Source organism: Ignavibacteriales bacterium (genome assembly GCA_016709765.1).
Taxonomy (GTDB): Bacteria; Bacteroidota; Ignavibacteria; order Ignavibacteriales; family Ignavibacteriaceae; genus IGN3.
In genome coordinates, this window is the sequence record JADJMD010000008.1 from 117,802 (window position 1) to 137,939 (window position 20,138).

Here is a 20,138-nt window from a genome sequence, read left to right on the forward strand (position 1 = left end):
AATATTTGATACATCAAAATTAGCGAAAATTAAATTGTTGTGCTAAATAAATTATTCTATTAAATCTTAACTTCATTATTTACTCATTGCTTCAGTTTGAAGTTTTTCGGATAACTCTTTTCCCAGATATTTATCTATTATGGAATGAATCAGATACAAAACAGGAGTAACAATCACAGCAATAACGAACTTATAAATATAATTTACCAAGCCGATAATAAGCACCAATTTCAAATCCCAACCGGCCCCGATATAAAAAGCTATAAACAAAACAACAAAACTATCAACTAGTTGAGAAACCAAGGTTGAACCAGTAGCTCTTAACCATATTTTAGATGAACCGGTGAAAGATTTGAAATAGTGAAAAACCGTCACATCAACTAATTGCCCAACTAAAAAAGCAATTAGCGAACCGATAATTATCCAAAGCCCTTGACCAAATATTATGTTAAAAGCCTGATGCATGTCAACTGTGCCATTAGGAGTAATACGCTCAATCCAGAAACCAGCTGGTGTTAGATTCATAGCAAAGTAAACCATTAAAAAAGCATAAGCGATGAGAATTGCAGCAGTAAAGGAGAGAAATCTTACACCCTTTCTACCAAAATATTCGTTGATAATATCAGTCATTACAAAAACAACTGGCCATAGTAAAACACCGGCTGTGAGATTAAATGAAAGATTTTCCACTCCAAGAAATGTGAGATTTAACGGTTCAAATCCAAAAGTAGATTCTAAAGAAAAAATTTTAACACCTATAAACTCAGCAAGAATTGCATTAGCTACAAAAAAAGAACCGAGTATATAAAACAGAATTGAGGATTTATCTTTCATACTTTATCCAAATTTTAATCTAAAATTATTCTAATTATGTTTTAAAACAAAAAAGCGGCTCTGTTAATTCAGGAGCCGCTTTATGGAGAGAGTTGAATCAGGTTTATCTTGTACGTCCGCTACTATTTTTATCTGAAGTTCTTGTATCTTTTTTAGTTTCTGTATTTGTATTGTTTCTTTTTACTTCAGTATTTCTGTTAACGTTATTGTTCTGATTTCTTTGTTCAACTTTTTGAGTTTCTTGTCTTTGCTGAACTTTTTGCTCGTTATTCTGTTCACGTTTTTGAATTGTAACTTCGTTTCTTTTTTGTGTTTCTTCTTTGGTTTTTTTCTGACGTTCGATTTGTTCATTATTCTTAATTTGTTCGTTACGTTTTATTTCTTCTGTTCTTTTAATCTGTTCATTCCTTTTTATTTCTTCATTTCTTTTATTCTGTTCAATATTTCGTTTTTCGATTTCAGAGTTTCTTTGTTCAACTTTTTTTCTTTCTTGAACTTTTCTTTCTTCTTCAACTTTGTTACGAGTAACATCATTGTTTGTTTCTTTTCTTGTGTTTTCGGTTCTTACACGAGTATTATCATTATTTTCTTCGCGAGATGTTTTGTTAATTTCACGAGTCTCAACTTTTCTTGTGTCATTTGTTTTATCAAGAGTTCTATCTCTACCAAGCTCCAATTTTGAAATTTCAAGAGTAGATTTTCTCTCTTTTCGTTCAATCTTTACATCTTGTAAACCGTCGCGAGAAATATCTTCTCTGCTTGCAATGTAAGTTCTTATTTCACGATTATTTTTCTCATTATCTCTAACCTTAGTTCTCTGCATAGGATTACTGTAAGTTACAATGTTTCTCTTTTCGATATTTCGTCCGCTTCGTTCACGGATTCTATCAAAATCAACCCCATCGTTTCTAACTCTACCCTCATAATACGAGTAGTTAGTTCTCATCTTAGTTTTATTATATACAGCATATTTGTACTTAGGCGCTAAATAATAGTTATAAACATTGTGATCACAGAAGTTATTATACTTTACGTAATTCCAATGACTATAAGGAACGTAATAATCATAAGTGTAATGTATTCCAATATTTATCGTAAATAATGCATAAGGTGATAATGGAGCCCAGCCGATATAATCATCATCATATCTCCAATCAACCCAAGCAGGTGCCCATTCATAATCAGGAATCCAAATCCAACCATAAAAGTCATCATAGTACCATCTTCCGTAATGATAAACTATTTCACCAAAATCTTCGTAAGAATCCCAGTACCAGCCATAATCAGTATAAATCCATTGTCCTTGTGTATAAGGTGACCAATTTCTTCTCATATTTATTGGGCGCCAAACGGGCGTTCCGAAACCAATTTCCATCCATGTTCCGTAAGGTGAGAGTGAAGTATAAAAATATCCTCCAACTCTGTTTGCGTAGTTTGTGTTCGCATCAGCACTTGCTGATAAAGCAAAAAGTATTACGATTACTGCAAATATTAACTTTTTCATGACGTTCTCCTTTGTGTCTTGGTAATATAAACCAACGTTTGTGCCACCAAAAAAGATTTGATTTTTAATTATAATTAATGGTTTTAGAATAAAATTGTATAGAATAGTAAACAGTTATGTATGATCGAATTAATTTAAAGTCTAACGCTTAATCTTGCGTTCTTTCCAGATAAGATTACCAAACATTCCCATAAACCCAGAAATTATTATATATGGCACTTGTAGAATTTCAGTAATGAAAAATGGTTTTAAAATTTTAGAATCGAATAATAATCCGGTTCCCCTTTTAAGAATAAAATACTCGGCAGAGATTTTAATTACATATGAAATAAAAAAAGTTAAGAAAAATTTTGAAGATAATAATATTCCTAAAAATGGTTGAATAATTAGTGATAGATAAAACAGAAAAATCAATATAAGTTTAAGAAGAAGCAATTTATCACCATAAAACAATCCTTTACTTGCCCATCTTTTGCGTTGATGATAAAAATCTTTTAACGTTGGATTTGCCTTTGTCGATACAATCGTATTCTTCTCAAGAGCAAATCTTATTTTATAATTAGTAACACGATGAATCTTCTGCATTAACAATTCATCATCCCCGGATGAAAGACCCATTTGATATGTAAATCCACCAACTTCTTCAAATGCTTTTTTGCGATAAGCTATATTTGCAGCATTACAAATAATTGGATTACCTGAACCAATTAATCCGGCACCAGTAATCACCAAACCAGCAAATTCTAATCTTTGTATTTTACTAAACATATTTGGATTAGAAATAAATTCAACGGGACCCGAAATAAATCCGGTTTCTTCATCCATAAACTTCAAAAGATTTTTTAACCAATCATTTTTGTGGACGCAATCAGCGTCGGTAGTAACAATTATCTCTCCTTTTGATTTTTCTATTCCAAATCTTATTGCTCTCTTTTTGTGAGCATTTATGGAATAGTCATTTGGTACTGAATAAATAGAAACATTTTCTTGAATATTAAATTTTTCTAAAAGATTTAGTGAATTATCATCCGAACAATCATTAATAAATATTATTTCAAATTTTTCTTTGGGATAATTTTGGTTTGAAAGACTTTCATATGTTTTTAAAATATTTTTTTCTTCATTCCTAAATGGGATGATTATTGAAACAAATTCCTTTGGAATGAATTGCTGTGGAGTACCAGAAAGTTTATTTAATCCCAAATATATTTGAAGAAGAAACATTGCATAATGTATAGTAAGAATCAGAATAATTGTAATTAAAAAAATCTCAATCATCATTTTTTTTGAGTAGAAGTATCATTCCAATTAAAGATGGAATTAACACATTAATAAAGAATAAAAAAATTGATGCATTAAATCCCGTTGAAGCAGTTTCATTAAACTGGGTTATAAAAAAGACAGACGCGCCTTCACGGATTCCCAATTCACCCAATGAAACAGGAGGAATAATCGTTTTAGCAAACATCATTAAATTACCAGCCCAAAAGAAATCCATAAAATTATTGTGATTTGAGAATGCAGAAACGAGTAATGCATATTGCAAAAGAAAACACAAATAAAAGAGCAATGAAACCACAAACATTTTAGTTGCATATTTTTTATCGAGCTTGCGAAAAACTTTTATTTTTTCAAATAACCAATGCAGCTTTATTGAATCTCTTAATTTTGTAAAAAGTATGTTGTCCCAAAACTTATCGTTAAAAATTAACATAAAGAAAAAATAAAATAGAATGATGAGCGTTATGAATAAACCAATTGTTAAATAATAAGCGACGTGATAGTAGTAATGCAAGAATAATATGCTGGAAACCGAACCAAGAAATACAACTATTACTAAAGGGAAAAATTTATCTAAAAGAGTTGCAAGAGTTACACGAATTAATGAGTGATTTTTAAAAACTAAAGCGCGGCCAAAATATTCTCCTATTCTTGCTGGTGTAAAAATTCCCGCAGAAAATCCGTAAAACATTGATAACCAAATTTTGGAATTATGATTTTCTTGCAAAACTACTTTTGCGGTAATTTTCCATTTATAAAACTGCAAATAAATATTAATAATACTTAATAGAAAAGCAGCAGCAATCAAATAAACATTTGCTTGTTTTATAGCTATTAGTATTTCTTGAAGATTTACTGAATAAATAATGTAGAGGAGTAACCCAGTCGCAATTGCAATTTTTGCAGATATAATAATCGCAGACTTATAACGAGAGATAAAACTATTTTGCTGTAAAATATTTTTTACTTGTTCTGTTGTCACTTTTATTGTTCAATTTCAAGAATATTAATTTTTAATCCTTCAGTGCAATTTGTGCACATTGAATTTTGTGTTCTATCGTCTAAAACTGAGGTTCTAAACTTTTGGTACTCATCCGAAATCCAAATATCTGAAAATTTATTTCCATTTTGAATTCCTAAAGTGAATTTCGCATCTTTATCAAAACAGCACGGAACAACTTTACCATCCCACGTAATTACAGAAGTGCGCCACAAAGCAAAACAATGATTCTTTAATTTATTCTTTATAGAAAATTTTCCATCCTTAACTAAATATCTCCTAAACTTTGGGTTACTTGGCAGAAACTTTACCGCATTTTCGTAAGATGATATTTGCATAGTTTTAAAAACAAGTTTATCAACTCCAACTTCATCACAATATTTTTGTACTTCATCAAGTTGATGCTCGTTTTGTTTCATCACAATAAATTGGAATTCAACAAACGGCTTTTGTTTCTTCAAATCCTTTTTACGATTAATTAAAAGTCGCAATCCTTCATCAGCTTGTTTAAATGTACCGCCTACACGATACTTTTGATAACTTTCCTCATCAAGTCCATCCACTGAATAAATTAATTTGTCTGGAGCATTTTCTAAAACCTGATCAACATTTTTTTCATTTACAAAATGCCCGTTTGTGCTGATGGAAATGTAAACATTATTTGCTTGCGCATACCTTATCATTTCTGGCAGATGCTTGTTAATGTATGGTTCACCTTGAAAAAATAATTGAACATAAAACCCGGTATCTTTTATTTGGTCAATCCAGTTTTTAAAATCATCAAAGTTAAGTAAACCCAAGGGTCGTGTAAGTGTTCCCAGCCCTGAAGGACATTCCGGACATTTTAAATTGCAATGATTTGTTGGCTCGATAGAATAGGAAATCGGTAAGCCCCAAACTATGGGTTTTCTTATCACTTTTGAGACACTAAAAGATGTAATGATTTTAACAATGTTTATTACACGTTTGAATGTAAAATATTTTATTAGATTTATTTCCAAAGTATTCCAGTTTTTTCAGGTATGAAGATAACCAAAGGCATAGTTTGATAAAAGTTAATCTCGCCTGTGATATGTATGTAACAATATTGTGATGCAAACTGCTTTTTCTTACTTTTGTTTATACTTTTTCAATACTTGAGGCAAATATGTTTATTAATTTCAGTGATATTCCTAAAAATCAAAATTTGTTTCTTGACTATATATATGAGTTCGAGAATGTAAAAGGATATTATAAACATGATTTCCGTAACAAAGATGGTTATGCACAATTATTCAAAAATATTTCCGAATCAAAGAAGAACAAATCATTCAATTTATCACCAATAATAAAAAATCAATACGCTTCATTACAGAATATTTCAGAAATAACTTTACAGAACATCGAACAAATTGATAGTCTAAAAACAATTGCAGTTGTTACGGGTCAGCAGCTTGGCATTTTAGGTGGACCTCTTTATACGATTTATAAAATTATAACTGCCATAAAATTAGCAAATCAATTATCCAAACGTTATGATGAATACAATTTCGTTCCTGTATTTTGGTTAGAAGCTGATGACCACGATTTTAATGAAGTTCGCTCTATAAATTTATTTGATAATGAAAATCAGGTTATTAATGTTGGATACAAAGAACAGATTAGCGATGATGATGCAAAGCAAAGTATCGGCAATATTAATTTTGATGAATCATTAAATGACTTTTTAATTCGATTTGAAAGCTGTTTAAGAGATACTGATTTTAAAAATGAATTAATTCTTAAAATCAAAGATTGTTATAAAGTTGGAAATTCATTTAAACAGAGTATTAAAGAATTATTGTTCTGGCTTTTTGATGAACGTGGGCTTATAATATTTGACCCACAAGATTCAGCAGTAAAAACTTTGCTTAAACCTATATTTAAAAAAGAAGTAAATGATTTTGCCACTCATACACAAAAATTAATTCAAACTAGTGCTAAGCTTGAGGAAAATTATCATGCTCAAGTAAAAGTTAAACCCGTAAATATGTTTTATCATACTGATGATGGAAGATATTCAATTGAACCTGTTGAAGATATTTTTAAACTAAGAAGAAAACGAAAACAATTTACAAAAGAAGAGATTCTTAAGGAGATTGAAAACTCACCTGAAAGATTTAGTCCAAATGTTTTGTTGAGACCAATTTGTCAGGATTATCTTTTACCGACAGGCTTTTATATAGCTGGTCCAAGTGAGATTTCCTACTTTGCGCAGATAACTCCGCTCTATGATTTTTATAAAATTATAGCTCCAATTATCTACCCAAGATCTTCTGTTACTCTGATGGAAAAAAATGTGGGAACAGCATTGGATAAACATGATTTAACTCTAACGGATATTTTTCTTGGATTAGACGAACTGAAAGAAAAAGTTATTGCAGGACTTTCTGAGTACAACATCGAAAAAGCATTTGAAGACTCCGTAAATGAAATTGATTTAACTTTTGATAAGTTAAAGGAAAATCTTTTTGCGATTGACAAAACACTGGTCGATTCAAGTGCACGATATAGAGAAAGAATTATTTCTTCAATTAATGAATTAAAATCTAAAGCCACTAAAGCCCAAGAAAACAAGCACGAAACTACAATTCGCCAATTAACACGATTATCAAATTTACTCTATCCATTAGATAATTTGCAGGAACGGGAGATCAATTTTACATACTTCTATAATAAGTATGGAAAAGATTTAGTTAGCAAAATTCATAATGATATTTCAATAAGCGAGTTTGAACATCAGGTGATTACTTTATAGAATTGATGTAGTGCTTATATAAGATTCTGAAATTACTTAACTAACAATTTGTTTTATTTGTTCTTCAAACTTTGGATTTGAAATTGCGACACATTCAAATCCGTTTATTTCTCCCCCACTATCTAATAACATACTTAGAATTGCAAATGCCATTGCTATTCTGTGGTCACCAAAACTTTCAAAAACTGGATTTGAATTTTTAATTGAACCACTAACGCTAAACCCATCTTCAAATTCATCAACATTTAGTCCAAGTAACTTAAGATTGGAACAAATAGATTTGACTCTGTCTGATTCTTTAACTCTTAGTTCATTAGCATTTTTAATTAAAAAATCGCCGTCAGCAAAAATTCCAGCTATAGTTAATATTGCAATTTCATCAATAATATTTGGAATGCATTCCGAATCAATATTAATATTTTTTAGCTGGGATGATTTAATGATTACATTTCCATATTCTTCATTGCTGGAAGTTTTAACATCCTCAAATAAAATATTAGCACCCATTTTTTTAAGTATATCAATAAATCCAATTCGCGTTGGATTTAAGGAAACAGCTTTAATTAACAATTCCGAATTTGGTGTGAGTAAAGCTAGGACAATGTGGAATGCAGCCGAAGAAATATCACCGGGAATAAAATAATCATTGGCATTCGGATAGAATTGTCTTGATGAGGATGAAAATATTTTTCCATCAGTCTTTTGTATCGGCAAACCAAGCATTTTTTCTGTATGATTTCTAGTTTGCTCATTTTCAATAACAATGGTTTCATCTTCTAAATGAAGCCCGGCTATTAAGATTGAACTCTTAACTTGGGCACTTGCAACAGGCATTTCATAACAAATATTCTTTAATGTTCTACTTGACTTAATTATCAAAGGAAGTGTTTGATTTTTGGAAGTTTCAAATTCAACACCCATTTTTTGAAGAGGATCAGTTACTCTTTTCATCGGACGTTGAGAAAGTGATTGATCTCCCACAAGCGTTGAATTAAAATCCTGAGCAGCTAACAATCCAGAAATTAATCTTGCGGATGTTCCAGAATTTCCACAATCTAAACTTGATGAAGGAGCCATAAAACCTTTATAACCAAGGCCACCAATGATTATTTTTCTATCTTTAGTTAAAATGCTTGCACCTAATTTGTGCATTATAACCATTGTTGAAACTACATCTTGCCCTTGAGATAAATTTGTAATAATAGATTTGCCAGAAGCCATTGCTGAAAAAATAACTGCACGATGCGAAATTGATTTATCACCTGCTAAAGCAATCTCACCACCTACTTTTTTTATTTTTTCAAAACGTTCTTTCAACTATTTCTCGCACCAATTATCAATCATTTTTTCGAGCATATTTTCATCAAGTTCACTCAAGTCGTACATTCCCGCTGAATACCTTTGGCGCATGGCCTCATAAAGAATCACAGCAGTTGCTACTGAAACATTTAAGCTTTGCACCATACCAAATTGAGGAATAAGAAATGTTTCGTCTGCTAGGCGTGCTGCTTCATCAGAAACACCACGATGCTCATTACCAACCACTATTGCTGCTTTTTGCGCCAAATTAAGTTCATAAAGATTTTTTGAATTCCCAGAAAGCGATGATGCGAATATTTTAAATCCATTTTTTTGTAATTCAGAATAACATTCTTCAATAGTTTTATATTTTTCTTTATCAACCCATTTAAAGGCAGAGGCGGAAGATTTTTTTCCAATTCTTGGAAATGTTTCATAGTTGTAAACTAAATTAACATTTGGAATTCCAACTGCATCACAAGTTCTAAAAATTGCAGAAACGTTGTGTGGGTCGTGTATATTTTCCATTACAACTGTTAGAGAATGCTGGCGGGAACTTATTACACGAGTGATTTTTTCTAATCGTTTTTCAGTTTTACTACTTCGCAAATATTTTATTTATTAAAAATAAGTTTGTAAATAATTTTATTTTCTTCTTTACGTGCTCTATCTAGTCTGAATTCCTTAGGCGATAGTTTTACATAATAAGAAGTTAGTTCTATTATTTTTTCGATAACTGTTTCTTCATCGTGAGCCCAACATTCGCATCCTTTAATCGATGGAACTTCAGCAGTATAGCCATCATTAGTTTTTATTACAACTAAATCAATGACCACTAATAACTGCTTTCAGACTTTTGCCCTGCTATTATTTTAACTCCTGCACTTGCACCTAATCTTGTTGCGCCTGCATTTATCATCTCAATTGCATCTTCATAAGAGCGAATTCCGCCAGAAGCTTTAACTTGCAATTTATCTCCAACAACAAATTTCATTAATGCAACATCATGAATCGTTGCTCCACCCTTAGAAAATCCGGTTGAGGTTTTTACAAAATCTGCTCCAGCTTCTTTAGACAATAAACAAGCAACAATTTTTTCTTCATCGGAAATTAAACAGGTTTCAAAAATCACTTTTGAGGAACATAGATGTTTTTTAGATAAATCGGCAATAGATTTAATATCATTATAAACATAATTGTAATCTTTGTCTTTTAATTTTCCAATATTGATTACCAAATCAAGTTCTTCAGCACCATTTTTTATTGCTTCTTCAGCTTCTAAAACCTTTGATTGAGTGGTCGTTGCGCCTAATGGAAATCCAATAACAGTACATACTTTAACATTTGATGATTTTATCATCTCAAAACATTTTGAAACATAAGAAGGGTTTACGCAAACGGAAGCAAAATTATACTGCATCGCTTCATCACAAAGTTGTTCTATTTCTAAACTGGTTGCATCTGGTTTTAATAAAGTGTGATCAATCATTCCGGCAATTTCTTTTGTAGATAATCGTAATTCAGTTTTTTGGTTTGATTTTTCAATCAAAGAAATATCATTCAATATCTTTTTAATATTTTCTTCAGTTACTAATTCTTTCCAATTCATTTTTCACCATATAAATTATATGCCTTAAAAGTATTACTTAACAACATAGCAATTGTCATTGGTCCAACTCCACCAGGCACAGGAGTAATAAACGAAGCCTTTTTTGAAACGGTTTCAAATTCAACATCACCAACAATTCGGTAACCTTTTGGTTTTGTTGAATCTTCAATCCGATTAATTCCGACATCAATAACAATAACACCATCTTTAACCATATCTGCTTTTATCATTTCTGCTTTACCAATTGCAGCGATCAAAATATCAGCTTGTTTTGTGTAATAAGAAATATCTTTTGCGGCTGAGTGAACAATTGTAACAATTGAATTTGCACCTTCAGCTTTTTGCAGCATAATATTTGCAATTGGTTTGCCTACAATATTACTTCTTCCAACAACTACAACATGTTTACCTTTTGTTTCAATTTTGTATCGCATCAATAATTCCTGAATGCCGGCTGGAGTGCATGATGCAAAAGTATCTTTTCCAATTACAAGATTGCCCACTGATATTGGATGAAACCCATCAACATCTTTTTTAGGGGAGATTGTTTCAATTACTTTATCTTCATTTATATGTTTTGGCAAAGGGAGTTGAACAAGAATACCATGATAATCTTTATTTTCATTGTAAGATTCTATGATTGACAGAAGTTCTTCTTCAGAAATATCAGGGCTAAGTTTTTCGGTTTTACTCAGCATCCCTATCTCTTCACATGCTTTACCTTTGCTTGAGACATAAATATGTGATGCCGGGTCATCACCTACAATAATTGCCACTAAACCAGGAATATTTTTTCCATCAGATTTAAGCTTTGTAATTTTTTCTTTTAGTTCATTGCGGATTTCTGCAGCAACTTTTTTACCATCAATTAGAATCATAATTACTCAACTATAAGTTATGTTATATTTTTTCTTTAGGTGAATTAGAATTTTTTTATCTTCTAAAATTTCCTTGTAAAATGGATTTGAATTTTGCCAACCCGTTTTACCATTACTTCTAAAATTTTCTAATCTTCGCAAAGTTATTTCGCAGTAAATTGGGTTGTAATCAAAAGTGATACATTTTCTATTTAGCATTTCACTTGCTATTAATGTTGTACCTGAATGAGAGAAGAAATCTGTAACCAATTCATTTTTATTTGATGAAGCTTCAATAATTCTTTGAATTGATTTTATAGGTTTTTGTGCATAACAACCATTTACATTTTCTTCCATTCTGTAAAATACCTGTTGTATATCTATCCAAACATTTCCTGCACGAATAAATTGTGATTTACTTCGTTCCAGGTTTTCAGTTTTACTACCACCAACATCTTTAAAATATCCTTTTAAAACTTTTGGAATATCAGTGTATTCTGATTTGATATTAAAATTTGGTTTACCCTTTGTATAATAAAGTAGCTCTTGCCGAATTGCCATCCAATTGTACTGCGTGCCATAACCTCTTTGGTTGCGCATCGTAATAAAGCTGCGAGAATTTAATCCTGTTGATTTCATCATCTCAATAAATCCGCCAAAAGGTTCAAAATGATTTGATTGGTCAGCACCGAGCCAAAAGTAAAATGAGGAATTTTTATCTGATATTTCTAAATTTAATTTTACCCAATCACTGCACCACTTTATAAAATCATCATTCCCTTTTTCTGTGAAAGCAATAAAATTATATGGTGGATCTTGAACTGATAATTTTGTTTTCTTATTTCCAAAGGTTTTTTTTACTTCATCACTTTTGGATACATCGACACAAGCAATTTTATGTCTTTGTTTTTCATCAACCCAAACTGTGCCCTCTATAAATCTGCAATATTGCAGAAGCATCTCTCTAAGTTTTTCATCTTTATCAATTCTGGGCAGCGGATGATTGAGCATCTTTGTCTACAATTATTTTATCAAATTCCGGAAAGAAAATTCTTTCCAGCTCTAAAGTTTTTCCAGTTTCAGTGTCAATCTTAAAAAACATTCCTGTTAAGTGAACATTGTCTTTAGCTGTTTCATACTTCTGCGGTGTTGCAAATAAAAATCTATTAATTGCTGCACTGGATTTCATTCCAATTACAGAATCATATGGTCCCGTCATTCCAACATCTGTGATGTAGCCTGTACCGTTTGGTAAAATTCTTTCATCAGAAGTTTGAATGTGTGTATGAGTTCCAACAATAGCACTAATTTTCCCATCTAAATAAAGACCCATTGCCATTTTTTCAGCAGTAGCTTCTGCGTGAAAATCTACAAACACAACTTTAGTTTCTTGTTTAATTCTTGTAAGTATCCAATCCATCGTTCTAAAGGGGCATTCGATTGCAGTCATAAAAGTTCTTCCTTGTAAACTAATAACCGCAACTTTTCCTTTTTTTGTATCAGCAATATGATAACCATTTCCGTGTGTGCCACGTGGATAATTAAGTGGGCGCAGCGAACGAGGTTCAGCTTTTAGATAATCTTGAGATTGATGTTTATCCCAAGTGTGATTTCCACCGGTGATAACATTTACGCCAATATCAAAAAGTTTTGGGCCTTCTTTATCAGTACAGCCTTTTCCATCAGACAGATTTTCACCATTCACAATGACAAAATCAGCTTTATGTTTTTGGATTAAACCCGGAAGCCAAGTTTGTACAATATCCATTCCGGGTTGACCTATTACATCCCCAACAAATAATAAATTAATTGAACTCATACTTTCCTAAATCTTTAAAAGAAATATATCTAAATTGAGAGTAATTGAGAAATAAAGTTGTAGTGGAATACTTTGAATGAAATGATTTTATCAGTTAGATTTAAATATGAAATTTGAGAATCCTTTAGATATTCCATTAGAAAAAGCCGCATTTAGTGTTGTGGATGTTGAGACCACGGGATTATCTGCAAATAAAAATAGGGTTATTGAGATAGCCTTAGTTAAAATTGAGAACTTAAAGATTACCGATAAACTTAATTATTTAATTAATCCACAAACTTACATTCCACCTTTCATTACTTCGTTAACAGGAATTAGTAATGATGATATTATTGGTGCCCCAATTTTTTCAGAAATTGTTGACGAGATAATTTCTTTTACTGATAACACAATCTTAACCGCACATAATTTTTCTTTTGATTCTTCATTTTTGAACACAGAATTTATGATTTCAGGACGCGAATTTATTAATGAAAACTCCTGCTGCACTTTAAAGATTGCACGAAAAATTTATCCTACTTTAAAAAGTAAATCGCTTAGTTCTGTTGCCCAATCATTAAATCTAAAAAACACAAATGCACACCGTGCTTTGGGCGATGCTGAAATTACTGCAAAAGTTCTTATAAAGATGATTAAAGACTTACAGAAAAGTGATAGTATTAAGACTGTAGGTGAATTACTTTCATATCAAATGGGATTGAATGAATCTCCTCTGTTAAATATAAAAAAAGAACTTCAGGAGGATTATAGAGCTTTACCAAATGCACCTGGGATTTATTATTTCACAAATAAAAAAGATGAAATAATTTATGTGGGGAAAGCAAAATCAATTCGTGATAGAGTTAAAACATATTTTTCAACTTCTGCTCCGCGCAAAGCACAAAAGATTGTTAAACAAGCGGCCAGATTAAGGCATATAATTACAAATAGTGAACTAACGGCACTGCTAACTGAAGCTGAAACAATTAAAATTTTAGAGCCAAAACATAATGCACAACTAAAAAAATTTGGCAATAAGTATTTCATTCGTATTACACACACTCACAAAGCACCTGCAATTGAGTTAACAAATCATTTTGATTTTGATGGGAACGATTATTTTGGGTTATTTATTTCACGCAAAAGAGCAGTTGAGATTATTGAATTTATACACAAAGCATTTGCCATTAGAGAATGTACGGATAAAGAATTTAAGAAAAGTAAAACTTGTTTTCTTTATGATATTCATCGCTGTACCGGCCCATGTATTGAGATAGAAAAAAACAAAAAAGATCATTCGGATGAATTGGAAAAAATATACGATTTTCTTTATGGAAAAAATCAATTTGCTTTGGATAGACTGTTAAATAAAATGAAAGACTATTCTACAAAACAAAAGTATGAGCAAGCTGCCGAGATAAAAGATTTAGTTGATTTTATTTTAGACCAAACGCATAAATCTTCGATACTTGCTGAGCCTGTAAATCGTGCTAATGTTTTGTTTGAAATATATTCTCGTTTTGAAAACGATTACGTGTTAATGCTGGAGGGAAAGTTTTATATAAAAAAATATATACACGATAAGAAAGACAAGTTTGAACAAGCATTGGATGATTACTACAGTGATACTATTAAATCTGACTCAAATCCAACTGAAGAAGATTTAGAAAAAATGAAAATTACTTTAAACTGGTTGATTAAAAATAGAAATCAAGTGAAAGTTTTTTATTTAAAAGACTATTTTTCAAAAAATGAATTGTTTGAAAATATTTCACGCACTTTTGATAAAATAAATGGAGAAACAGAAAAAGTTATTCAAGTAAAAGATGATCCAACTTATGATTATGATTTTTAGATATGGATAATCTTTTTACTTTTATGATTAAATCGCATAGTCAAAAGAATTGCCGAAACCGTAAGTCCGATTAACAAACCTATCCAAACACCATCAACTCCTAAATTAAATTTAAATGCCAGTAAATAAGCAATTGGAAGACTTATAATCCAATACGCAACGAATGTGATAATTGTAGGACCTTTAACATCAGTTAAGCCTCGCAAAACACCAATCCCAACTGCTTGTGTTCCATCAGAAAGTTGAAACAACGCTGCGATAATTATTAGTCTTGATGCAATCGATATTACTGCCTTATCATCGATATATAAGGTCGGTAAAAATTTATTTAATAAAATAAAAGTTAGTCCAGCTATCGACATAATTGCTGCGCCAAGACCGATTGCAGTAAACCCGGCTTTGCGAACATTTGGAATATTTTGTTCACCCATTGCGTTTCCAACTCGAATGCTTGCGGCTTGTGAAATTCCAAGTACAGCCATAAAAGATATTGAAGCAAGATTTATTGCAATCTGATGCGCCGCAAGCTCATTTGAACCAATCCATCCAATCATAATAACAGCAAAAGTAAATGCTCCAACTTCAAAGAAATATTGGAATCCGCTTGGTAGGCCTAAACTAAGAAGTTTTTTCATTACTGGAATATTGATTCCACGAAAATGAAATGTTACATCATATTGTTTGAATTTTTTATTCCGCATAACATAAATCATAATCACAATAACCATAAAAACTCGCGATAAAAAAGTTGCCCATGCTGCTCCAGCCAAACCAAGTTGCGGGAAACCAAATTTGCCAAAAATTAAAATCCAATTAGCAAATGCATTTATAATGTTTGCCAACAGTGAAATTATCATTGCAGGTTTCATTATCGATAAACCTTCAATGAATTGTTTATAGGTCTGAAATAGCATAAGTGGAATTGCAGAAAATCCAACGATTGTCATATAAATAATTGTTGATTCAATCACTTCCGGTGGTTGGTTTAAGTATTTAATATAATTTACACTGATTAAAATTATTCCAACCATCAATAAAGAAAGAATAATATTTACTAAAAGTGATTGTCTAAAATAAATTCCACATTCAGAAAACCGCTTTCCGCCAACAAGAATTGCAACCAATGGACTTACAACAATTGAACTGCCGATTCCAATAATTAAAATTAAAAAAATCAAACTGTTCCCAAGAGATGCTGCTGCGAGTGGAACAGACCCAAGTCTTCCTACCATCATACTATCTACAACACCCATCATAATTATTCCTAGTTGCCCAATAATTACGGGGTATGCTAATTTGATAGTTTTGGATATCTCTGTTTTAATATCTTTTAATTGCTTTGGATTCATTTTTTAGATTTTTCCTGAATCTTAAAATAGGTTTAGGATAGCTATAAATAAAGAATTGTGAAAATAAAAACCCGGTCTTTCGACCGGGCCTTCAACCAACCAGGAGCACTTATGCGGAATAGATGTATAACATCTGTGACAATTATAGAGTAAAAATATTGAGTTATAAATTGATTATTGATGAAAGGTAATTCAGCTGGATAAATCTAAAAAATCAGTTTCGAACAAAGAACCAGATTATTACCTAAGAGAATTTGAAGAAGTAAATCGATAATTATCTGCAGCAGTAACTGATTCAATTTCTTTTATTGAAAGTTTATTATCTTTCTTTTCAGACACTTGAGCTACCACATTGTAATCATCTATGTTTGATGAGCTAAACATAATATTAACTGTACCAATTAAACCAGCAAATAAAAACAATGTTAAAGTGAAAGATAATAAAACACGAAACATAGAATTTCTCATATTATTGTTTTGATATTAGTGAAATTGATCAATAATAATCTAAAAATCAATAGTTGTAACAATTAAATAATTTTTATTTTTGATCAACACAAATTGATTTACAAGAATATGTCAAAAATCGTTAGTCCAAATATCAATGCATTTTTAAATACATTAAGAAAAGAAAAAGTTAACTACTACCCACTTGCTGAACTTGGTGTTCATCCAAAAATAAAAGAACAATTCCTTTCAAAAAGTATTTTAAACCTAAAAGATGAAATTCAGTTTTGGCATCAAGCAGGATATGATTATGTAAAACTTCAGCCAAAAGCGGATTTCAACCCAATGAGAATAGGATTAGGCAATAATGTTTCATACAACGATGATGGAACTATTTTTAGAAAATGGGCTTCAGAAAATAACGGTGTGATTTCAAATTTGGATGACTTTCAGAAATATGTGTTTCCATCAATCTCTGATTTTGATTTTTCAAATTTCGAAAAAATCAAATCAATATTACCCGATGGAATGGGTGTTGTTGGACAATACGGAGATATTTTTACAATGACATGGGAGATGATGGGATTTGAATCGTTTTCCATTGCATTATTTGAAAATGAAGATCTCGTTAAGACACTTAATGATCATTTGGGCGAGCGAGTATTATGTATGTTTGAATATTTTGCACAGTCTGATGTTGTAAATGCAATTTGGTACAGTGATGATATTGCATATACAAATAGTCTTATGGTTTCTCCCGCTATTCTTGATAAATATTTTTTCCCTTGGTTAATAAAAATTGGTGATTTAGCAAAAAAATATAACAAACCTTTTATATTCCACTCAGATGGAATTTTATATGATGTGATTGATAAAATAATTGATTGCGGAGTAGACGCAATTCATCCAATAGAACCAAAGGCGATGAACATTGCTGATGTAAAAAAGCGATATGGAAATAAGTTGTGCCTTATTGGAAATATTGATGTTGATTTGCTTTCCAGGGGAACAACGGATGAAATAAAAAATAATGTTTATAAGAATATTGAAGAAGCTGGTTTAAATGGTGGTTACTGCGTAGGATCAGGAAATTCTATTCCGGAATACGTTAAACTTGAAAATTATATGGCTATGATTGAAACTGTTAAAGAAATTAATTCTAATCTTTAATTTTCCATTAAGACCGATTAAGGTTATACTCATTAATAATTTCAGAAATTACTTTAATATGATCCGGAGTTGTACCGCAACATCCGCCGATAATATTTGCACCTGCTTGGATGATTTCAGGAATAATTTCTTTTATTATCTCTGGAGTTTCAGAATAAATTAAGTTTCCTTTTTCTATTATCGGTAAACCCGCGTTGGCTTGAATTATTATTGGAATTACACTGGAAACCTCTCTTATATTTTTTACAATTTCAATCATATCCTTAAATCCGGCACCACAATTTGCACCAATAATATCAGCACCACAAATAATTAATTTTTCTGCCATTGCTTGAGGAGTGATTCCCATTAGAGTTTTTATCCCGGTCTCAGTTTTATCAAATGTAAAAGTACAAATTACCTCTAATGAAGTATTTTCTTTAACAGCTTTTATCGCTTGCTCAGCCTCATCTAAATCATAAAAAGTTTCTATACAAACGGCATCAGCGCCACCACTCTCAAACGCAGTTGCCTGTCTCGCAAATGAATTATACAATTCTTCTTTAGTAACATCACCCATAATTAAAAATTTACCAGTTGGCCCAAGTGAAGCCATTACAAATTTGTTCTTACCTGCAGCTTTTCGAGAGATCTCTGCCGAAATCTTACAAATTTCAGCAAGCTTATCTTGAAGATTGTATTGAGCAAGCTTAAATGAATTTGCGCCAAAACTATTTGTTGAAATTATATCTGCGCCAGCTTGTACATAACTGTTAGCAATATCAAAAACATCGTCTGGATGTGTAAGATTCCACTCCTCAGGACAACTTCCATTTACCAATCCTTTTTTGAATAGATAAGTTCCCCAAGCTCCATCGGATGTTAGCAGTATGTCGTTACTTACAATATCTGAAATCTTATGCATTTCTTTCCCTCTTATAACAAAATTCTATATCGCAAATTGAGCACTCATATTCTTTTTTCTCAACATTTTTTCCGACACCAATTACTGCGCTAACGGATTTAACCGGCATCATCATTGAGTTTTGATTTACGGAAACTCCACAAAAGTTCAAAGGGAGAAGAGAAAATAAATTGTTTTGATCTGCAACATTCCATCCACAATAACCAGGACTATAACGATTAGTTACTTTTAATTCAAATTCATCTAATTCATTTTCAAGTACTAATTGAGTTTTATCAGCAAGCTGTTCAACCAATTCTGATGCTATTTTATCAATTAAATATCCTTTTAACATTTCATTATTATCCATAAAGTGTTTGGATAACTTTTCTATTTCTTCACCAATGGATGCAACAATAAAAGTCATCGTTTCAGAATCTTTTAATTGAGCATAAATTATCTTTTACAATTAAAATTTCTGTTATCTATTATAAAATGATAATCTTCAATTTTTACTTTTCTTGGATTAAAAATTTTATAACCGCTTTTTAATCGTACTCGATTAGGAATTTCTTTAATTATTGAATGGATAGTTTCAGACACTGGTTCGGGAACACAATCAGAATCATAACCTAGTAATGCAATAATTTTATCTTCAGTTATTGAACAAGCTTCATAATTGAATTCAAATTCCTTTACTATAGATTTTTTTATTTGAATTATACCATCCATGAATATTAAATTTTTATATGCAGATTTAGATAATCAAGCATTCCTTGTGGGTCAGGGAAATACTCATCAGCGTTTACTGAATCTGCAAAAACTTTTGTAACAGGTGCACCGCCAACAACTACAAAAACATCTTTTGTTTCTAATTTTATTTTTCGAATAATCTCATTCATATTTTGCATAGTGGTTGTAAGTAAAGCACTTAATCCAACTACTTTAACAGAGTTAGTTTTTATGGCTTCAATAAATTTTTCCGCCGGTACATTTGTCCCTAAATCTATAACTTGCCAGCCACCTCCCTCTAAAACCATTTTAACAATACTTTTCCCAATATCATGTAAATCGCCTGTAACAGTACCCATAATTACTTTACCTTTATAATTTATTTCCCCTGATTGGAAATACGGTTTTAATAATTCCATTGAATTTCTCATTGCTTTTGCCGAGATGAGAACTTCAGGTAGAAATATTTTTCCATCTTTAAATTTATCACCGACTTTTTTCATCCCGGTTAAGAAGCCAATATTCAAAACATCTTGTGCAGATATACCTTCGCTTAAAGCTTGTTGAGTTAATTCCACCGCACCGAATTGTCCTTTCATATCTGTTGGGTAATTTGAATCTTTGTTTATTCTTCCCTTTTCGATACAAAGGCTTAGTTGATGAAGTGTTTCTTGCATAATAATTTTTTTATAATAGTTATTTGTTCTTAGGTAAAAATAAACATTACTTTATTGATTGGAAATT

Annotated in this window: 21 protein-coding genes; 3 read left to right on the forward strand and 18 right to left on the reverse strand. The window is 31.2% G+C overall.

Features of this window, described 5'->3' with window-relative positions:
* Positions 1-75: 75 nt before the first annotated feature.
* The 5 genes from IPJ23_01915 to IPJ23_01935 form a co-directional block, all read right to left on the reverse strand.
* Positions 76-834 (reverse strand): queuosine precursor transporter, encoded by a 759-nt coding sequence (locus IPJ23_01915; GenBank protein ID MBK7629476.1) that lies wholly within the window; start codon positions 832-834, stop codon positions 76-78.
* 103 nt (positions 835-937) lie between these two features.
* On the reverse strand, positions 938-2,338 hold the full coding sequence (locus IPJ23_01920) for a hypothetical protein (GenBank protein MBK7629477.1): 1,401 nt from the start codon (positions 2,336-2,338) through the stop codon (positions 938-940).
* 141 nt (positions 2,339-2,479) lie between these two features.
* The gene (locus tag IPJ23_01925; protein ID MBK7629478.1) at positions 2,480-3,616 is read right to left on the reverse strand and encodes a glycosyltransferase; all 1,137 of its coding nucleotides are present in this window, start codon (positions 3,614-3,616) and stop codon (positions 2,480-2,482) included.
* Complete coding sequence (locus tag IPJ23_01930) at positions 3,609-4,601, reverse strand: flippase-like domain-containing protein (protein MBK7629479.1); 993 nt, start codon at positions 4,599-4,601, stop codon at positions 3,609-3,611. Before IPJ23_01930 ends, IPJ23_01925 begins: the two co-directional genes overlap by 8 nt.
* A 2-nt stretch (positions 4,602-4,603) precedes the next feature.
* Entirely contained in the window at positions 4,604-5,521 is a 918-nt protein-coding gene (locus IPJ23_01935) for an SPASM domain-containing protein (protein ID MBK7629480.1), read from the reverse strand.
* 245 nt (positions 5,522-5,766) lie between these two features.
* Between IPJ23_01935 and bshC the strand changes: the two genes are divergently transcribed.
* Positions 5,767-7,395: a bacillithiol biosynthesis cysteine-adding enzyme BshC gene (gene bshC / locus IPJ23_01940; protein ID MBK7629481.1), complete on the forward strand. Its 1,629-nt coding sequence runs from the start codon at positions 5,767-5,769 to the stop codon at positions 7,393-7,395.
* 36 nt (positions 7,396-7,431) lie between these two features.
* Here the strand turns inward: bshC and aroA are convergent, their stop codons facing one another.
* The 7 genes from aroA to IPJ23_01975 are packed head-to-tail and all read right to left on the reverse strand — an operon-like array spanning position 7,432 to position 12,979.
* Complete coding sequence (aroA, locus tag IPJ23_01945) at positions 7,432-8,712, reverse strand: 3-phosphoshikimate 1-carboxyvinyltransferase (protein MBK7629482.1); 1,281 nt, start codon at positions 8,710-8,712, stop codon at positions 7,432-7,434.
* Complete coding sequence (locus tag IPJ23_01950) at positions 8,713-9,303, reverse strand: RNA methyltransferase (protein ID MBK7629483.1); 591 nt, start codon at positions 9,301-9,303, stop codon at positions 8,713-8,715.
* Between the two features lie 5 nt (positions 9,304-9,308).
* The gene (locus IPJ23_01955; protein ID MBK7629484.1) at positions 9,309-9,530 is read right to left on the reverse strand and encodes a hypothetical protein; all 222 of its coding nucleotides are present in this window, start codon (positions 9,528-9,530) and stop codon (positions 9,309-9,311) included.
* Positions 9,530-10,303: a deoxyribose-phosphate aldolase gene (gene deoC / locus IPJ23_01960; protein MBK7629485.1), complete on the reverse strand. Its 774-nt coding sequence runs from the start codon at positions 10,301-10,303 to the stop codon at positions 9,530-9,532. The genes IPJ23_01955 and deoC overlap by 1 nt, the downstream gene beginning before the upstream one ends.
* A complete protein-coding gene (gene folD, locus IPJ23_01965; GenBank protein MBK7629486.1) occupies positions 10,300-11,181 on the reverse strand; it encodes a bifunctional methylenetetrahydrofolate dehydrogenase/methenyltetrahydrofolate cyclohydrolase FolD in 882 nt (293 codons plus the stop codon). The genes deoC and folD overlap by 4 nt, the downstream gene beginning before the upstream one ends.
* A gap of 6 nt (positions 11,182-11,187) precedes the next feature.
* Positions 11,188-12,171, reverse strand: a complete 984-nt coding sequence (locus tag IPJ23_01970) for a site-specific DNA-methyltransferase (protein ID MBK7629487.1) — start codon at positions 12,169-12,171, stop codon at positions 11,188-11,190.
* Complete coding sequence (locus IPJ23_01975) at positions 12,143-12,979, reverse strand: TIGR00282 family metallophosphoesterase (protein ID MBK7629488.1); 837 nt, start codon at positions 12,977-12,979, stop codon at positions 12,143-12,145. Before IPJ23_01975 ends, IPJ23_01970 begins: the two co-directional genes overlap by 29 nt.
* 106 nt (positions 12,980-13,085) lie before the next feature.
* On the opposite strand from IPJ23_01975, the gene IPJ23_01980 reads away from it, so the two are divergent.
* A complete protein-coding gene (locus IPJ23_01980; GenBank protein MBK7629489.1) occupies positions 13,086-14,813 on the forward strand; it encodes a GIY-YIG nuclease family protein in 1,728 nt (575 codons plus the stop codon).
* Here the strand turns inward: IPJ23_01980 and IPJ23_01985 are convergent.
* Positions 14,810-16,162, reverse strand: a complete 1,353-nt coding sequence (locus IPJ23_01985; GenBank protein ID MBK7629490.1) for an MATE family efflux transporter — start codon at positions 16,160-16,162, stop codon at positions 14,810-14,812. The genes IPJ23_01980 and IPJ23_01985 overlap by 4 nt on opposite strands.
* 240 nt (positions 16,163-16,402) lie before the next feature.
* A complete protein-coding gene (locus tag IPJ23_01990; GenBank protein ID MBK7629491.1) occupies positions 16,403-16,618 on the reverse strand; it encodes a hypothetical protein in 216 nt (71 codons plus the stop codon).
* A gap of 120 nt (positions 16,619-16,738) precedes the next feature.
* Between IPJ23_01990 and IPJ23_01995 the strand changes: the two genes are divergently transcribed.
* Positions 16,739-17,779, forward strand: a complete 1,041-nt coding sequence (locus IPJ23_01995) for a nucleoside 2-deoxyribosyltransferase (GenBank protein ID MBK7629492.1) — start codon at positions 16,739-16,741, stop codon at positions 17,777-17,779.
* Positions 17,780-17,786: 7 nt separating this feature from the next.
* Here the strand turns inward: IPJ23_01995 and IPJ23_02000 are convergent, their stop codons facing one another.
* The 4 genes from IPJ23_02000 to IPJ23_02015 are packed head-to-tail and all read right to left on the reverse strand — an operon-like array spanning position 17,787 to position 20,071.
* Positions 17,787-18,683 (reverse strand): homocysteine S-methyltransferase family protein, encoded by an 897-nt coding sequence (locus IPJ23_02000; protein MBK7629493.1) that lies wholly within the window; start codon positions 18,681-18,683, stop codon positions 17,787-17,789.
* Positions 18,676-19,089 (reverse strand): hypothetical protein, encoded by a 414-nt coding sequence (locus IPJ23_02005; protein ID MBK7629494.1) that lies wholly within the window; start codon positions 19,087-19,089, stop codon positions 18,676-18,678. The genes IPJ23_02000 and IPJ23_02005 overlap by 8 nt, the downstream gene beginning before the upstream one ends.
* Positions 19,090-19,118: 29 nt before the next feature.
* Positions 19,119-19,394 carry a hypothetical protein gene (locus IPJ23_02010; protein MBK7629495.1) on the reverse strand — a complete coding sequence of 92 codons (276 nt, stop codon included), beginning with the start codon at positions 19,392-19,394 and terminating at the stop codon, positions 19,119-19,121.
* A 5-nt stretch (positions 19,395-19,399) separates the two neighbouring features.
* Positions 19,400-20,071 (reverse strand): corrinoid protein, encoded by a 672-nt coding sequence (locus IPJ23_02015; protein ID MBK7629496.1) that lies wholly within the window; start codon positions 20,069-20,071, stop codon positions 19,400-19,402.
* Positions 20,072-20,138 lie beyond the last annotated feature (67 nt).

Excerpts from the sequence above, each read along its gene's own strand:
- IPJ23_01990 (MBK7629491.1), bottom strand. The coding sequence starts at position 16,618 with ATGTTTCGTGTTTTATTATCTTTCACTTTAACATTGTTTTTATTTGCT.
- IPJ23_02010 (MBK7629495.1), bottom strand. The coding sequence starts at position 19,394 with ATGGATGGTATAATTCAAATAAAAAAATCTATAGTAAAGGAATTTGAA.
- IPJ23_01970 (MBK7629487.1), bottom strand. The coding sequence starts at position 12,171 with ATGCTCAATCATCCGCTGCCCAGAATTGATAAAGATGAAAAACTTAGA.
- IPJ23_01995 (MBK7629492.1), top strand. The coding sequence starts at position 16,739 with ATGTCAAAAATCGTTAGTCCAAATATCAATGCATTTTTAAATACATTA.
- folD (MBK7629486.1), bottom strand. The coding sequence starts at position 11,181 with ATGATTCTAATTGATGGTAAAAAAGTTGCTGCAGAAATCCGCAATGAA.
- IPJ23_02005 (MBK7629494.1), bottom strand. The coding sequence starts at position 19,089 with ATGACTTTTATTGTTGCATCCATTGGTGAAGAAATAGAAAAGTTATCC.
- IPJ23_02000 (MBK7629493.1), bottom strand. The coding sequence starts at position 18,683 with ATGCATAAGATTTCAGATATTGTAAGTAACGACATACTGCTAACATCC.
- deoC (MBK7629485.1), bottom strand. The coding sequence starts at position 10,303 with ATGAATTGGAAAGAATTAGTAACTGAAGAAAATATTAAAAAGATATTG.
- IPJ23_01920 (MBK7629477.1), bottom strand. The coding sequence starts at position 2,338 with ATGAAAAAGTTAATATTTGCAGTAATCGTAATACTTTTTGCTTTATCA.
- bshC (MBK7629481.1), top strand. The coding sequence starts at position 5,767 with ATGTTTATTAATTTCAGTGATATTCCTAAAAATCAAAATTTGTTTCTT.
- IPJ23_01985 (MBK7629490.1), bottom strand. The coding sequence starts at position 16,162 with ATGAATCCAAAGCAATTAAAAGATATTAAAACAGAGATATCCAAAACT.
- IPJ23_01980 (MBK7629489.1), top strand. The coding sequence starts at position 13,086 with ATGAAATTTGAGAATCCTTTAGATATTCCATTAGAAAAAGCCGCATTT.
- IPJ23_01925 (MBK7629478.1), bottom strand. The coding sequence starts at position 3,616 with ATGATTGAGATTTTTTTAATTACAATTATTCTGATTCTTACTATACAT.
- IPJ23_01915 (MBK7629476.1), bottom strand. The coding sequence starts at position 834 with ATGAAAGATAAATCCTCAATTCTGTTTTATATACTCGGTTCTTTTTTT.
- IPJ23_02015 (MBK7629496.1), bottom strand. The coding sequence starts at position 20,071 with ATGCAAGAAACACTTCATCAACTAAGCCTTTGTATCGAAAAGGGAAGA.
- IPJ23_01975 (MBK7629488.1), bottom strand. The coding sequence starts at position 12,979 with ATGAGTTCAATTAATTTATTATTTGTTGGGGATGTAATAGGTCAACCC.